Source organism: Micromonospora sp. NBC_01392 (genome assembly GCF_045040125.1).
Taxonomy (GTDB): Bacteria; Actinomycetota; Actinomycetes; order Mycobacteriales; family Micromonosporaceae; genus Micromonospora.
In genome coordinates this window covers 2566999-2581983 of the sequence record NZ_CP109549.1, presented here as the reverse complement: position 1 = coordinate 2581983, position 14985 = coordinate 2566999, and the positions used below count along the sequence as shown (strand labels likewise).

At 73.0% G+C, this 14985-nt stretch carries 12 protein-coding genes; 8 read left to right on the top strand and 4 right to left on the bottom strand.

Annotation, left to right across the window (positions count from 1 at the left end; genetic code table 11):
- Positions 1 to 296 precede the first annotated feature (296 nt).
- Together OG767_RS11810 and OG767_RS11805 are read left to right on the top strand one after the other, a co-directional pair.
- Positions 297 to 1022 (top strand): class I SAM-dependent methyltransferase, encoded by a 726-nt coding sequence (locus OG767_RS11810; protein ID WP_405093443.1) that lies wholly within the window; start codon positions 297 to 299, stop codon positions 1020 to 1022.
- A gap of 122 nt (positions 1023 to 1144) precedes the next feature.
- Entirely contained in the window at positions 1145 to 2011 is an 867-nt protein-coding gene (locus OG767_RS11805; protein ID WP_405094197.1) for an NAD(+)/NADH kinase, read from the top strand.
- Positions 2012 to 2014: 3 nt separating this feature from the next.
- On the opposite strand, the gene pgm is transcribed toward OG767_RS11805, so the two are convergent.
- Positions 2015 to 3658 (bottom strand): phosphoglucomutase (alpha-D-glucose-1,6-bisphosphate-dependent), encoded by a 1644-nt coding sequence (gene pgm / locus OG767_RS11800; protein ID WP_405093442.1) that lies wholly within the window; start codon positions 3656 to 3658, stop codon positions 2015 to 2017.
- 32 nt (positions 3659 to 3690) lie between these two features.
- Positions 3691 to 4923 carry a glucose-1-phosphate adenylyltransferase gene (glgC, locus tag OG767_RS11795; protein WP_405093441.1) on the bottom strand — a complete coding sequence of 411 codons (1233 nt, stop codon included), beginning with the start codon at positions 4921 to 4923 and terminating at the stop codon, positions 3691 to 3693.
- 94 nt (positions 4924 to 5017) lie between these two features.
- Between glgC and glgA the strand changes: the two genes are divergently transcribed.
- Together glgA and OG767_RS11785 are read left to right on the top strand one after the other, a co-directional pair.
- Positions 5018 to 6223: a glycogen synthase gene (gene glgA / locus OG767_RS11790; protein WP_405093440.1), complete on the top strand. Its 1206-nt coding sequence runs from the start codon at positions 5018 to 5020 to the stop codon at positions 6221 to 6223.
- Positions 6224 to 6317: 94 nt separating this feature from the next.
- A complete protein-coding gene (locus OG767_RS11785) occupies positions 6318 to 7091 on the top strand; it encodes a phosphotransferase family protein (RefSeq protein ID WP_405093439.1) in 774 nt (257 codons plus the stop codon).
- On the opposite strand, the gene OG767_RS11780 is transcribed toward OG767_RS11785, so the two are convergent.
- A complete protein-coding gene (locus OG767_RS11780; RefSeq protein WP_405093438.1) occupies positions 7088 to 7225 on the bottom strand; it encodes a hypothetical protein in 138 nt (45 codons plus the stop codon). The two genes, OG767_RS11785 and OG767_RS11780, sit on opposite strands and share 4 nt — an antisense overlap.
- A gap of 425 nt (positions 7226 to 7650) precedes the next feature.
- Here OG767_RS11780 and OG767_RS11775 point away from each other — a divergent pair, with 425 nt between their 5' ends.
- The 3 genes from OG767_RS11775 to glgB all read left to right on the top strand — a co-directional run bounded on the left by OG767_RS11775 (position 7651) and on the right by glgB (position 12199).
- Entirely contained in the window at positions 7651 to 7785 is a 135-nt protein-coding gene (locus OG767_RS11775; protein ID WP_405094196.1) for a GntR family transcriptional regulator, read from the top strand.
- 227 nt (positions 7786 to 8012) lie between these two features.
- Complete coding sequence (locus OG767_RS11770) at positions 8013 to 10109, top strand: maltotransferase domain-containing protein (protein ID WP_405093437.1); 2097 nt, start codon at positions 8013 to 8015, stop codon at positions 10107 to 10109.
- Positions 10097 to 12199, top strand: coding sequence for a 1,4-alpha-glucan branching protein GlgB (glgB, locus tag OG767_RS11765; protein WP_405093436.1), 2103 nt, complete (start codon positions 10097 to 10099; stop codon positions 12197 to 12199). The genes OG767_RS11770 and glgB overlap by 13 nt, the downstream gene beginning before the upstream one ends.
- A 16-nt stretch (positions 12200 to 12215) precedes the next feature.
- On the opposite strand, the gene OG767_RS11760 is transcribed toward glgB, so the two are convergent.
- Entirely contained in the window at positions 12216 to 13256 is a 1041-nt protein-coding gene (locus OG767_RS11760) for an App1 family protein (protein ID WP_405093435.1), read from the bottom strand.
- Between the two features lie 120 nt (positions 13257 to 13376).
- On the opposite strand from OG767_RS11760, the gene OG767_RS11755 reads away from it, so the two are divergent.
- The gene (locus OG767_RS11755; RefSeq protein WP_405093434.1) at positions 13377 to 14966 is read left to right on the top strand and encodes a hypothetical protein; all 1590 of its coding nucleotides are present in this window, start codon (positions 13377 to 13379) and stop codon (positions 14964 to 14966) included.
- Positions 14967 to 14985: the final 19 nt, after the last annotated feature.

Here is a 14985-nt window from a genome sequence, read left to right as displayed (position 1 = left end):
CCGTGGACATTCTGTGCGATTGACCGCCACCAAGTGGGGCAAAGCGGGAGTTTGGTCCCCAAGAACGCTCATCCGTTCCCACCCGACCCACCACCTAACGACCACCGCGGCAGGAGGTCACGTCCGTCGGTGCGAGCGGCCGAGGCGGCGCAACCTCGCTAAAGGGACAAATCCTCCGGCCGCCCATCACCGGACCGGACGACGACCGTTGGTAGGACGACAGGAGCGGGTCGAACGCCACCCGCAGGTCGGATGGTGATCCACGCTCCGCATCGCGATCACCCGGAAGGAGCACGATGAGCGCGCGCACCCTCGCCAGGACCGTCACCAAGGCCGTCCGACGCCCCGTGCGTACCACCCGGGTCCTGCTGGACCGCCGGGCCTGGGCCGGCCTGGCCTGGTTCGTCCGCGACGCGCGGTCCTGGCAACCAGCGGACGCCGACCAGCTCGTGACCAGTCGCCGCTACCGCTCGTACAAGTCGTACGTGGCCCACCAACGCAGCAAGCTCGCGCTGCTGGACCTGTCGGAGTACGACCGGAGGTTCCGCGCCGCGTTGGCCGCGAGGCTGGCCGGGGAGGACTGGACGGGCCGATCGGTGCTCTGCCTCGCTGCCCGGCTCGGCACCGAGGTCAAGGCGTTCCACGACGTGGGCGCCTTCGCCGTCGGCATCGACCTGAACCCCGGCGAGGAGAACCCGTGGGTGCTGCACGGCGACTTCCACCATCTGGTCTTCCCCAACCGGTGCGTGGACGCCGTCTATTGCAACGCCCTCGACCACGCGCTCGACCTGGACCGCACGGTCGACGAGATCCGGCGGGTGCTCCGGCCCGACGGTCGGTTGATCGTGGACGCGCAGCAGGGCGTCGCCGACGCGGCCTTCGACGCGTGGGCCGCCACCGCCTGGAAAGAGACCGACGACCTGGTGAAGGCGATCGAGGCCCGCGGCATGACGCTCCTGGACCGCCACGGCATCACCGAGCCCTGGCCCGGTGAGCAGCTCGTCTTCGTCACCTCCCGCTGAGTCGCGCGGTCGCGGCCGTACACCCGGCGGGCCGCCCGCCGGTGTGGTGAGCTGTATCGGTGGCGGGGTATGTGTTCGGGCTGGTGCTGCACCCGACTCGGGACGTCTCCGAGGTGGTGGAGATGATCGTGGGCTGGGCCACCCGGCACGGCAAGACGCTTGCCGTACGCGTCGAGGACCGGCACCGCGTGCCGCCCTCGGTGGCGGCGGTGCCCGCCCACGCGCTGGCCGCGCAGAGCGACGCGCTGATCAGCATCGGCGGGGACGGCACCATGCTCGGCGCGTTGCGGCTGGCCGTGCGGGACCCGAAGCCGGTGCTCGGAGTGCACCTGGGCCGGGTCGGTTTCCTGGTCGAGGTGCAGCCGCCCGATCTGCCCCGGGCGCTGGAACGGCTGGTGGCGCACGACTTCACCATCGAGTCGCACGCCTGCCTGGCCTGTGACGTGTGCGGCGACGACGTGGTGGCGTTCAACGACATCGCGCTGGTCCGGCAGCCGGGGGCCGGCTTCGTCACCGCCACGCTCGCGGTGGACGGTCAGCGGTACGGCTACTACCGGTGCGACGCGATCGTGGTGAGCACGCCGACCGGCTCGACCGCGTACAGCTACGCCGCCGGCGGCCCGCTGGTCTCGCCGGCCACGGAGGCGCTGGTGGTGACGCCGTCGGCGCCGATGGCCGGGATCTCCCGGTCGGTGCTGCTCTCCCCGCACGAGAGCGTCCACCTGGAGCTGCGCCCGGACTCGGCGCCGGTGGCGGTGGAGATGGACGGGCTACTGATCCGCGAGGCCGCGACCGGCGGGTCGGTGCACGTCCGGTACGTCCGCGACGCCGGCCGGGTGGTCCGCCTCGACCCGCGCCGCTACCAGGAACGCAACCAGCTCAAGCTGAGCCTGCTGGACCTGCCGCTGCTGCCCGACCAGCTCCGCGAGCTGCTGCCGGACGGGCTGCGGGAGCAGCTCAACCGCCGTGAGCTGCCCCCGGACCGCTGACCGTCAGGCCGTGCCGAGCACGCCGTCGACCAGTGACTTCGCCTCGTCCTGGATGCGGGCCAGGTGCTCCGGCCCCTGGAACGACTCGGCATAGATCTTGTAGACGTCCTCGGTGCCCGACGGCCGGGCCGCGAACCAGCCCGACTCGGTGGTCACCTTCAGCCCGCCGATCGACGCGCCGTTGCCCGGGGCGCTGGTGAGCGTGGCGGTGATCGGCTCGCCGGCCAGTTCGGTGGCGGTCACCTGCTCCGGCGAGAGCTTGCCGAGGACGGCCTTCTGCTCCCGGCTGGCCGGGGCGTCGATCCGGGCGTAGGCGGGCGCGCCGAACCGCTCGGCCAGCTCGGCCCAGTGTTCGCTGGGCGTGCGCCCGGTCACCGCGATGATCTCGGCGGCCAGCAGGCAGAGCAGGATGCCGTCCTTGTCGGTGGTCCAGGTGCTGCCGTCGCGGCGCAGGAAGGACGCGCCGGCGCTCTCCTCGCCGCCGAAGCCGACCGTGCCGTCGAGCAGGCCGGGCACGAACCACTTGAAGCCGACCGGCACCTCCAGCAGCGGCCGGCCCAGGTCGGCCGCGACCCGGTCGATCATCGAGGAGGAGACCAGCGTCTTGCCCACCGCCGCGGCCGGGCTCCACCGCTCCCGGGTACGGAACAGGTGGCCGATCGCCACCGCCAGGTAGTGGTTGGGGTTCATCAGCCCGCCGTCGGGCGTGACGATGCCGTGGCGGTCGGCGTCGGCGTCGTTGCCGGTGGAGACCGCGAAGCGGTCCCGGGCGGCGATCAGCGAGGCCATCGCGTTCGGCGAGGAGCAGTCCATCCGGATCTTGCCGTCGCCGTCGAGCGTCATGAACCGCCAGGTCGGGTCCACCTCCGGGTTGATCACCGTGAGGTCGAGGCGGTGCCGCTCGGCGATCTCCCCCCAGTACGCGACGCTCGCCCCGCCCATCGGGTCGGCCCCGACGCGCACCCCGGCGTCCCGGATCGCGTCGATGTCCAGCACGGCGGGCAGGTCGTCGACGTACCGGGCGAGGAAGTCGTACTCCCCGGTGGTGTCGGCGGCGCGGGCCCGGGCGTACGGGATGCGCTTCACCTCCTTGAGCCCGGCGGCGAGGATGGCGTTCGCGCGGTCCTGGATCCACTTCGTGACGTCGGTGTCGGCCGGCCCGCCGTTGGTGGGGTTGTACTTGAACCCGCCGTCGGACGGCGGGTTGTGCGACGGCGTGATCACGATGCCGTCGGCGAGCCCGCTGGTGCGGCCCCGGTTGTGGGTGAGGATGGCGTGCGACGCCGCCGGGGTGGGGGTGTAGCCGTCCCGGCTGTCGCGCAGCACGGTGACGTCGTTCGCGGCCAGCACCTCCAGCGCGTCGACCTCGGCCGGCGCGGAGAGCGCGTGGGTGTCCCGGGCCAGGAACAGCGGCCCGTCCACGCCGTGCTCCCGCCGGTAGTCGCAGAGCGCCTGGGTCACGGCGAGAATGTGGTCGGAGTTGAACGCGTTGCGCAGGCTCGACCCGCGGTGCCCGGAGGTGCCGAAGGAGACCTGCTGCGCCGGGTCGTCCGGGTCCGGGTGCTCGGCGTAGTAGGCGGTGACCAGCCGGGGCACGTCGACCAGGTCGGCGGGCTCGGCGGGCTGCCCGGCACGGGGGTGGGCCACTGCGGGATCCTCCTCGGGTTGGATGGGGCCGGTCAGGGCTCGACGCGCTGGCCCTTGCCGATGACGACGATGCCGTTGTCGGAGACGGTGTAGCGCTGGCGGTCCTTCTCCAGGTCGACGCCGATCTCGGCGCCCTCCGGAACGTAGACGTTCTTGTCCAGGATCGCGCGGCGGACGACCGCGTGCCGGCCGATCTCCACGCCCTCCATCAGCACCGCGCCGTCGACGTGCGCCCAGGAGTGCACCTTGGCCTTCGGCGAGACGACCGAGTTCTCCACCAGCGAGCCGGAGACCACCGCGCCGGGCGAGACCATCGAGCCGACCGCCCGGCCGACCCGCTCGCCCCACTGGTGGACGAACTTGGCCGGCGGGTACGGCGGCTGGTCGGTGTAGATCGGCCAGTCGAAGTTGTAGAGGTTGAACACCGGGTGCACGTTGATCAGATCCATGTGCGCGTCGTAGAAGGAGTCGAGCGTCCCCACGTCGCGCCAGTAGCCGCGGTCCCGGTCGGTGCTGCCCGGCACCTCGTTGTCCTTGAAGTCGTAGACGTTGGCCTCGCCGCGCTCGACCAGCATCGGGATGATGCTGCCGCCCATGTCGTGCTTGCTCGTCTTGTCCTCCGCGTCGCGCTCGACCGCCTCGCAGAGCGCGCCCGTGGAGAACACGTAGTTGCCCATCGAGGCGTAGATCTGGTCGGGCGCGTCGGGCAGCCCCACCGCGTCGGTGGGCTTCTCCCGGAACGCCCGGATCCGTTTGCCGTCCTCGCCGACCTCGATCACGCCGAACTGGTCGGCCATGCTCAGCGGCTGGCGGATGCCGGCCACGGTCACCCCGGCGCCGGAGGCGATGTGGTCCTCCACCATCTGCCGGGGGTCCATCCGGTAGATGTGGTCGGCGCCGAAGACGATCACGTAGTCGGGCTGCTCGTCGTTGATCAGGTTGAAGCTCTGGTAGATCGCGTCGGCCGAGCCGGCGAACCACCACGGGCCGCGGCGCTGCTGCGCCGGCACCGGCGTGACGTAGTTGCCGAGCAGCGTCGACATCCGCCAGGTCTTGGTGATGTGACGGTCCAGCGAGTGGGACTTGTACTGGGTCAGCACGACGATCTTGAGAAAGCCGGCGTTCGCCAGGTTGGAGAGGACGAAGTCGACCATGCGGTACATCCCGCCGAAGGGGACGGCCGGCTTCGCCCGGTCGGTGGTCAGGGGCATCAGGCGCTTGCCCTCCCCGCCGGCCAGGACGATCGCGAGCACCTTGGCAGCCATGGTCAGACGCTATCCACCCGGACGCGACTTCACCACTCGGACGGCCACACTTGCGTACCCGGTGCGATCCGGCGGTCTGCACTAGGGTGCGGGCATGGCACCGATGCGCGTCGACCTGCTCACCCGTGAATACCCGCCGGAGGTCTACGGCGGGGCCGGGGTGCACGTGGAGTACCTGGCCCGCGAGCTGCGCCGCCTCGCCGACGTGCGGGTGCACTGCTTCGGCGCGCCGCGCGACGAGCCGGGCGTCACCGCGTACCCCGAGCCGGCCGGGCTGGCCGGCGCGAACGCCGCGCTGCGCGTCATGGGCGTCGACCTGGAGATGGCCGCCGGCACCGCCGGCACCGACGTGGTGCACAGCCACACCTGGTACGCCAACCTGGCCGGGCACACCGCGAAGCTGCTGCACGGGGTGCCGCACGTGGTGAGCGCGCACAGCCTGGAGCCGCTGCGCCCGTGGAAGGCCGAACAGCTCGGCGGCGGGTACGCGCTCTCCTCCTGGTGCGAGCGGACCGCGTACGAGAGCGCCGACGCGATCATCGCGGTGAGCGAGGGCATGCGGCGCGACGTGCTCACCGCGTACCCGGCGGTGGACCCGGACCGGGTCCGGGTGGTCTACAACGGCATCGACACCGCGCAGTACGCCCCGGACCGGAACACCGACGTGCTCGACCGGCTCGGCATCGACCCGGCCCGACCCAGCGTGGTCTACGTCGGGCGGATCACCCGGCAGAAGGGCCTGCCGTACCTGCTGCGCGCGGCCCGGGAGCTGCCCACCGACACCCAGCTCGTGCTGCTGGCCGGCGCGCCGGACACCCCCGAGATCGGCGCCGAGGTCGAGGAGCTGGCCGCCGAGCTGCGGGCGAAGCGCTCCGGCGTGGTCTGGGTGGCGGCGATGCTGCCCAAGCACGAGGTGATCCAGGTGCTCACGCACGCCACGATCTTCGTCTGCCCGTCCGTCTACGAGCCGATGGGCATCGTCAACCTGGAGGCGATGGCCTGCGAGACGGCCGTGGTGGCCACCGCCACCGGCGGCATCCCGGAGGTCGTCGCCGACGGCGAGACCGGGCTGCTGGTGCCGATCGAGCAGGCCACCGACGGCTCCGGCACGCCACGGGACCCGGAACGCTTCGTGGCCGACCTGGCCGCCCGGATGAACGAACTGCTGGCCGACCCGGCGCGGATCGCGGCATTCGGCGCGGCAGGCCGACAGCGCGCCGTCGACCACTTCTCCTGGCCCGCAATCGCCACCCAAACCCTCGCCCTCTATCACTCCGTGAAAGGAGGGGCCCCTTCTTAACGCCTCCGGTAGAGGCGGGGCCCCTTGTTGACAGGTGTCGACCGGCCGGCAAACTCCGGCGACATCGGCGGCCGTCCGGGTCAGGATGGCCGACATGGCAGAGCCCGCCGGGACGTCCGGTACGCAGGACGTCGAGGTCGTCGTCGCCCACCGCCAGCGCGTGACGCTGCGCGTCGGCGACGTGTTCCTGAAGATCGACGGTGACCCGTCGCACGCCGACATCGAGGTGCGGGCGATGGCCCTCGCGCCGATACCGACCCCGGCGGTCCGCTGGCACGAGCCGCCCGTACTCGCGATCGCCGCCGTGCCCGGCACGGCGCTCGGCCTCCTCGGCGAACCGTCGGCCGCGTCGCCGACGGCGTGGGCCGCCACGGGCGCCGCCGTCCGGCGGCTGCACGACGCGCCGTTGCCGCCGTGGCCGGGCCGCCGGCTCGACGACGTGGCGGCGGAACTCGACCGCGAGTGCGCGTGGCTGCTCGCCAATGCCGTCCTGCCCGCCGAGGTGATCCGGCGTAACCGGGAGATCGCCGGGGCCGCGCTCCGGCCGCGGAAACCGGTGTTCGTCCACGGCGACCTCCAGATCACCCACGTGTTCGTCGACGGCGACGAGGTCACCGGCGTCATCGACTGGTCCGAGGCCGCTCCCGGGGACGCCATGGCCGACCTCGCGACGCTGACGCTCGGGCACGAGGAACGCCTGGACGACCTGCTCGCGGGCTACGGCGCCGGCGCGGACCGGGAGGCGATCCGCGCCTGGTGGTCGCTGCGCAGCCTGGTGGCGTCGCGCTGGCTGATCGAGCACGGCTTCGACCCGGACGCGCCGGGATGCGAGTTCGACGTGCTCCGGGCCCGGATGCGGGAACCCTAGGCGGGCCGGCCTGCGGCGGGACGGGGCAGGCCGGGCGGGGCGGCCGGCAACCACCGCCACTCGTCGTCGGCGGTCAGCCGCTCGTGGCGTACCGTCGCCGCCGTGACCTCGCCGAGCGCCGCCTCGGCGACCACCCGCGCGGCCTCGATCGCCGCCCGGCTGTTTTCCTTGTCGCCGGCCCGCTCCGCGCGGTCGAGCAGATCGCGGGCGGAGGCCCCGTTCCCCTGGGCGGCGGCGAGCCTGGGCGACGCGGCGACCCACCGGCAGCGCGTTCACCGCCGGCCCGTCCCGCTCACCGGAACAAACCCAGCAGGAGCAGAGCGAGTACGAGCAACGCGACCGTCCCGCCGTAGGCGTACTGCCGCCGGGTCAGCGCCGCGCGTTCGGTTCGGAGTGACCCGGGCACCCGGTTACGGCGCGTCACTCCGAGTGCGAAGATCGGATCGCTGACGAGAGGTGGTGCCCCCATGCCGCAGACACCGCTGTATGAGCAGATCATCGCCGATGTCACGGCCTCGATCCGTGCGGGCACCCTGCATCCCGGCGACAAGTCGCCGTCATCGCCGAACTGCGTGAGCGGTACCAGTCGAGTGCCTGGCCGGTCCGATACGCACTGCGAATCCTCGACGAGCGGGGCTGGATCATCACGCACCAGGGCAAGGGCTCGTTCGTGGCCCCGAAACCACCCGCCTGAGCCGGGTGCGAGACGCCGTAGCGGCGCAATGGGTGTGCGCGCAGCGCTACCAACTTGATGGCGTGGACGAGTCACGAGGCGAACCGTCCACGCCATCAAGTTGGTAGGCCGGCACGCGATGGGTGCCCGCGCGCGCCGGAGACGCCCATCGCGCGGCGGTGGGGCACCGACGGGGGCATCGGGGACGCTGCCGAGCGCGAGACGATCTCGCGCAGTAGGTTGAGCGGGTGACTGGACGGTTCCCGATCGAAGACGTCTCCCCCGTCGTCGCCTGCGGTCGCTACCCGGCCAAGGCGGTGGTCGGCGAGGTCGTGCCGGTGTCGGCCCGCGCCTACCGCGAGGGCCACGACGCGCTCGGCTGCAACGTGGTCTGGCTCGGCCCGGACGGCGCGGCTCGCCCGTTCACCCGGATGCGTCCCGGCGAGCCGGGGCAGGACCGCTGGCACGCCACCATCTGCCCGGACGCGGTCGGCGAGTGGCGGTTCGCCGTCGAGGCGTTCGGAGATCCATACCTCACCTGGCAGAACGCGGTGACCAAGAAGCTGGCCGCCGGGCAGGGGCCGGCCGAGCTGGCCAACGACCTGGCCGAGGGCGCGCGGGTGCTGACGGCCGCGCTCGACGTGGTGCCGAAGGCTGACCAGGAGCGCGTGCGGGCAGCCGTCAAGGCGTTGACCGACGACGCCAAGAGCCTGCCCCACCGGGTGAGCGCGGCGCTGGACCTCGCGCCGCTGCTCTGGGCGTACCCGGTCCGTGAGCTGGTCACCACCGGCGACGAGCGGACGCTGTGGGTGGACCGGCCGCGCGCGCTGTTCTCCGCCTGGTACGAGTTCTTCCCCCGTTCCGAGGGCGCGATCCCGGCCACCGTGGACGCGCCGGCCCGCTCCGGCACGTTCGTCACCGCGCTCGACCGGCTGCCCGGCGTGGCCGCGATGGGCTTCGACGTGCTCTACCTGCCGCCGATCCACCCGATCGGCCGGGTCAACCGCAAGGGCCGCAACAACGCGCTCACCGCCGGGCCGGACGACGTGGGCTCGCCGTGGGCGATCGGCGCGGCCGAGGGCGGCCACGACGCCATCCACCCCGACCTGGGTACGCCGGAGGACTTCCGCGACTTCGTCGCCGCCGCCGCCGAGCAGGGCCTGGAGGTGGCGATGGACCTGGCGTTGCAGTGCGCGCCGGACCACCCGTGGGTCACCGAGCACCCGGAGTGGTTCACCACCCGGGCCGACGGCAGCATCGCGTACGCGGAGAACCCGCCGAAGAAGTACCAGGACATCTACCCGGTGAACTTCGACAACGACCCGGAGGGCATCCGGGCCGGGGTGCTGCGGGTGGTCCGGCACTGGGTCGGCGAGGGCGTGAAGATCTTCCGGGTCGACAACCCGCACACCAAGCCGTTCGACTTCTGGCACTGGCTGATCGCCGAGGTGAAGCGCGTCGACCCGGACGTGCTGTTCCTGGCCGAGGCGTTCACCCGCCCGGCGATCATGCACGGGCTGGGCAAGGTCGGCTTCACCCAGTCGTACACCTATTTCACCTGGCGCACGACGGCGGCCGAGATGCGGGAGTACTGCGAGGAGCTGGTCGCCTCGGCGGACTGGATGCGGCCGAACTTCTGGCCCAACACGCCCGACATCCTGCACGAGTCGTTGCAGCATGGCGGGCCGCCGATGTTCAAGATCCGGGCGGTGCTGGCCGCGCTGCTCAGCCCTTCCTGGGGCATGTACGCCGGCTTCGAGCTGTTCGAGCACGTCGCGCGTCCCGGCGCCGAGGAGTACCTGGACAACGAGAAGTACGAGCTGCGGCCCCGCGACTGGGCCGGCGCGCTGGCGCGCGGGCGGTCGCTGGCGCCGTTCATCACCACGCTCAACCGGGTCCGGCGCGACAACCCGGCCCTGCACCAGCTCCGCAACCTGCGTTTCCACGACATCGACAACCCGGCGCTGCTGTGCTGGTCGAAGCACGACCCGGCGACCGGCAACACGGTGATCGTGGTCTGCTCGTTCGACTCCCGCACCGTGCAGTGGGGCAACACCACGCTCGACATGCCGGCGCTCGGGTTCGACTGGCACGAGCGGTTCACCGTGCGCGACGAGCTGACCGGCGCGGAGTACGACTGGGGGCAGCGCAACGCGGTGCGTCTCGACCCGTACCTGCAACCGGCGCACGTGCTGACCGTGCGCCGCCCGGCGCCACCGGCCGACGCCGAGCCGGCGCACCCGGCGACGCCCGACCTGACCGTCGAAGACGTACCCGCCGACCTCTCCGGCGGCACCGCACCGACCGCACCGGCCGAGAAGGACGACGCACGATGGACCAGCTGATCGCCGGCGAGGCGCACGACCCGCACGCCGTGCTCGGCGCGCACCCGGCCGACGGGAGCACCACGATCCGCACGCTGCGCCGGGGCGCGGGCGAGGTGACGCTGCTCGTCGACGGGGAACGGCACCCGATGAAGCGGGTGCACGACGTCGGCGTCTTCGAGTCGGTGGTGCCCGGCGAGGTGCTCGACTACCGGGTCGAGGTGGACGGCGCGACGCTCGACGACCCGTACCGCTACCCGCCCACGCTCGGCGACCTGGACCTGCACCTGATCGGCGAGGGGCGGCACGAGCGGCTCTGGTCGGCGCTCGGCGCCCGGGTCTTCGACGAGGGCGTGGCGTTCACGGTCTGGGCGCCCAACGCCCGCGGCGTGCGGGTGGTCGGCGACTTCACCGGCTGGGGGCCGGACGACGGCTGGCCGATGCGCTCGCTCGGGTCCAGCGGCGTGTGGGAGGTCTTCCTGCCCGGCGTGCCGGCCGGCAGCCGCTACAAGTACCGCATTCTCGGCGCCGACGGCCGGTGGCGGGACAAGGCCGACCCGATGGCCACCCGCACCGAGGTGCCGCCGGCCACCGCGTCGGTGGTGCACCATTCGGCGTACGCGTGGAGCGACGCGGAGTGGCTGGAGCGCCGGGCGACGCGGCGGCCCCACGAGGAGCCGATGAGCGTGTACGAGGTGCACCTGGGCTCGTGGCGGCCCGGCCTCGGCTACCGCGAGCTGGCCGAGCAGTTGACCGCGTACGTCACCGAGATGGGCTTCACGCACGTGGAGCTGCTGCCGGTGATGGAGCACCCGTACGGCGGCTCGTGGGGTTACCAGGTCACCGGCTTCTACGCGCCCACCGCCCGCTTCGGCGACCCGGACGACTTCCGCCACCTGGTCGACCGGCTGCACGCCGCCGGCATCGGGGTCATCCTCGACTGGGTGCCGGGGCACTTCGCCACCGACGAGTGGGCCCTCGCGCGCTTCGACGGCGCCCCGCTCTACGAGCACCCCGACCCGCGCCGCGGCGAGCAGCCCGACTGGGGCACGTACGTCTTCGACTTCGGGCGCAACGAGGTACGCAACTTCCTGGTCGCCAACGCGCTCTACTGGCTGGACGAGTTCCACGTCGACGGGCTGCGGGTCGACGCGGTCGCCTCGATGCTGTACCTCGACTACTCCCGGCCGGAGGGGCAGTGGGCCCCGAACGTGCACGGCGGTCGGGAGAACCTGGAGGCCATCGCGCTGCTCCAGGAGGTCAACGCGACCGCCTACCGGCACCATCCGGGCGTGCTGATGGTCGCCGAGGAGTCCACCGCCTGGCCGGGCGTGACGCGGCCGACCTCGGACGGCGGGCTCGGCTTCGGGTTCAAGTGGAACATGGGCTGGATGCACGACACCCTGCTCTACACCTCGAAGGACCCGATCTACCGCCAGCACCACCACCACCAGCTCACGTTCTCCCTGGCGTACGCGTGGAGCGAGAACTACGTGCTGCCGATCAGCCACGACGAGGTGGTGCACGGCAAGGGCTCGCTCGCGGGCAAGATGCCGGGCGACACCTGGCAGCGGCTGGCGAACGTGCGGGCGCTGTTGGCGTACATGTGGGCGCACCCGGGCAAGCAGTTGCTCTTCATGGGCTGCGAGCTGGCCGACGACCGGGAGTGGAGCGAGGAACGCGGCCTCGACTGGTACCTGACCCACGACCCGGCCCGCGCCGGGGTGCAGCGCCTGGTCGCCGACCTGAACCGCGCCTACCGGGCCACGCCGGCGCTCTGGGCGCAGGACACCGACCCGGCCGGGTTCCGCTGGATCGCCGGGGACGACGTCGCCAACAACGCGGTCTCGTTCATCCGGATCGCCCCGGACGGCGGGACGCTGGTGTGCGTGGCGAACTTCTCCGCGACGCCGCTGGCGGACTACCGCATCGGCCTGCCGGCGGGCGGCACCTGGACCGAGGCGCTGAACACCGACGCCCACCACTACGGCGGGTCGGGGGTGGGCAACCTGGGCGAGGTGCACGCGGAGAACGTCCCGTGGCACGGCCTGCCCGCCTCAGCGGCCCTCCAGGTCCCACCGCTGGGCGTCCTCTGGCTCCGCCAGAACTGACCCTGGAGCCCGGCGGTCAGACCAGGTCGGCTTCGCGGAGGAGTTTCCACAGGCCGGCGCCGTCGGGGGCGCTGAGCCACTTCTGGCCGACCGGGCCGGAGGAGGACCGTCCCTGCGGCGCGGGGAGGCTGCCGGCGAGCACGGACTGCGTCGGCGAGAGCCGCCGGATCGCCACGCCGGCCACGTTGTCCGGGTGGGCGGCGGCGAACTCCCGGTAGATCTCCGGGTCGTGCTGCCCGTCGTCGCCGATGAGCAGCCAGCGCACCTCGGGGAACTCCCGGGACAGCCGGGCCAGCGTGGCCCGCTTGTGCTCCCGCCCGCTGCGGAACCAACGGTCGGCGGTCGGCCCCCAGTCGGTGAGCAGCAGCGGCCCGGCCGGGTAGAGGTGCCGGGACAGGAACCGGGTCAGCGTGGGCGCGACGTTCCAGGCGCCGGTGGAGAGGTAGAAGACCGGCGCGCCGGGGTGGGCGGTGGCCAGGCGCTCGTAGAGCACCGCCATGCCGGGCACGGCGTTGCGGGCGTGCTCGTCGAGCACGAACGTGTTCCACGCGGCGAGCATCGGCCGGGGCAGCGCGGTCACCATGACCGTGTCGTCGATGTCGGAGAGGATGCCGAACCGGACGTTCGGGTCGAGGACGCGCACCAGCGCCTCCACCGGCTCGGCGTCCGCCACGCTCAGGCGTACGCAGCCCCAGCCGGGCGTGAAGTCACCCTCGACGACGGTGTCGACGAAACCGCTGCGGTCCGCGGTCACCTCCTGGCGCACGCCGTTGACCTCGATGGTCACCCGGGCGTGCTTGGCCGGCAGGGTGGCGAAGCTGCGCCAGCCGCGCACCTTGTCCAGCCGGCCTCGACGGCGGGTGTCCGGTCGGCCCAGCAGCACGCGGCAGAGCACCCGCGCCCAGCCCGGCGCGCCGTAGCCGGCGTACGCGATGATGTTGGGCTGCCACCCGGTGCGCCGCAACCGGCGCTCCACCAGGCCGTGCAGCGCGTCCTCGATGCGCGCGGCGCGGTGCAGTTGGGGCACGGCGAGCTGGTCCGGTGGTGTGGGCGGCACGTGCCAACCCTGCCACAACCGGCCGGGCCCGGCCACGCGAGTGATCTCCGCCGATCCGCCCCGGCACCGGGTGAGCAGCGTGTCAGACTGCGGTCGGGGGCGACGACGGGGGCCTGGGTCGTGTCGACAGCGAAGCGCAACCCGGACGCGCCGGCGCTGGTGGCGTTGCTGCTCGGCGCGGCCGGGGTCGGCTACCGGCTGGTGCTGACGCTGTTCACGGTGCCCGCCTCGAACAGTGACGAGGCCACGTTCGGCCTGGCCGCGCTGCACATCGCCGGCGGCCACGAACGGCCGGTCTTCCTCTACGGCCAGCGCTACATGGGGATGCTGGAGTCGTACCTGGCCGCGCCGCTGGTGGGCTGGGCCGGGCCGAGCTGGCCGGTGCTGCGGCTGCCACTGCTCGCGCTCTACGCGGTCTTCCTGTGGCTGGCGTACCGGTTGACCCGCCGGCTCTTCTCCCCCGGGCTGGCGGTGGCCGTGGTGGGCCTGCTGGCGCTCGGCTCGGAGCGGGTGGTCCGGGACCAGCTCACCGTGGTCGGCGGCCGGCCCGAGGTCAAACCGGCGGTCCTGGCGTTGCTGCTGCTCGCGGTCGCGCTCGGCGAGCGGCGGGTCCGGCACCGTTGGCTCGCCACCGGCGCGTTCGGCCTGCTCACCGGGCTGGCGCTCTGGTCGGACTGGCTGATCACGCCCTACCTGCTGGCGGCCGGCGTGGTGCTGGTGCTGGCCGCGCCCCGGGACCTGATCGGCTGGCCGGGCGTACTGCTGGTCGTCGGTTTCCTGGCCGGCGTCGCACCGATGATCAAGGACAACGTGGTGGCGCCGCCCGGGCAGGACTCCCTGTCGGTGTTCCGGGAGATCAGCACGAAGGAGGGCGTCGCCCCGTCGCTCGCGGCGCGGCTGCACGGCGGGCTGCTGGAGGGGGTGCCGCTGGCGTCCGGGCTCTGCCCGATGGACGGCTGCGCGCGCTGGGCGCAGTGGTTCGGCGTGCTCTACCCGGTGCTGCTGGTGACCGCCGCCGTGCTCGGCGTGGTCGCGTACCGCCGGGCCGGGGACCCGGCCGCGCGGGTCCGGGCCACGGCGATCCTCGCGCTGGTCGCCGGCGCGGCGTTGACGCTGCTGGCGTACGTGCGCAGCCCGCTCGCCGCCACCGACCCGTTGGGCGACGCGCGTTACCTGTCGGTGCTCCAGGTGTCGCTGCCGGCGGTGCTCTGGCCGCTCTGGCGGGCCGCCGCGCCCGCGCTGCGGGCCACCGCCGGTCGGGCGGACCGGCTGCGCGGCGTGCCGGCCGCCGTGGTGCTGGCCGGGCTGACCGCCGCCACGCTGGCCGGCACCGCGACGTTCCTGGTCGGCCTGCCCGGGATCCGCGCCGACGAGCGGGACGCCCGCCGGTTGGCCGGCGCGGTGCGGCGCGCCGGGCTGCACGAGGTGTACGGCGACTACTGGACCTGCCACCGGCTGATCTTCAACACCGGCGAGGCGGTGGCCTGCGGCGTGCTGGACGGCAACCTGACCCCGGGGCAGAACCGCTACCCGGCGTACTGGCAGCGGGTGGCACGGGCGGCCCGCCCCGGGTACGTGGTGGCGGTCGGGTCGCCGGCCGAACGCGCCCTGCGGCGGCTGCTGGGCGGGCGCGCCGACGCGGCGGTGGTGGCCGAGGTGGGGCGCAGTCGCGTGTACCACCCGGAGCGTGCCGTGCGGCCGTGGCGCTGACGCCCGCCCGTACGCTGTC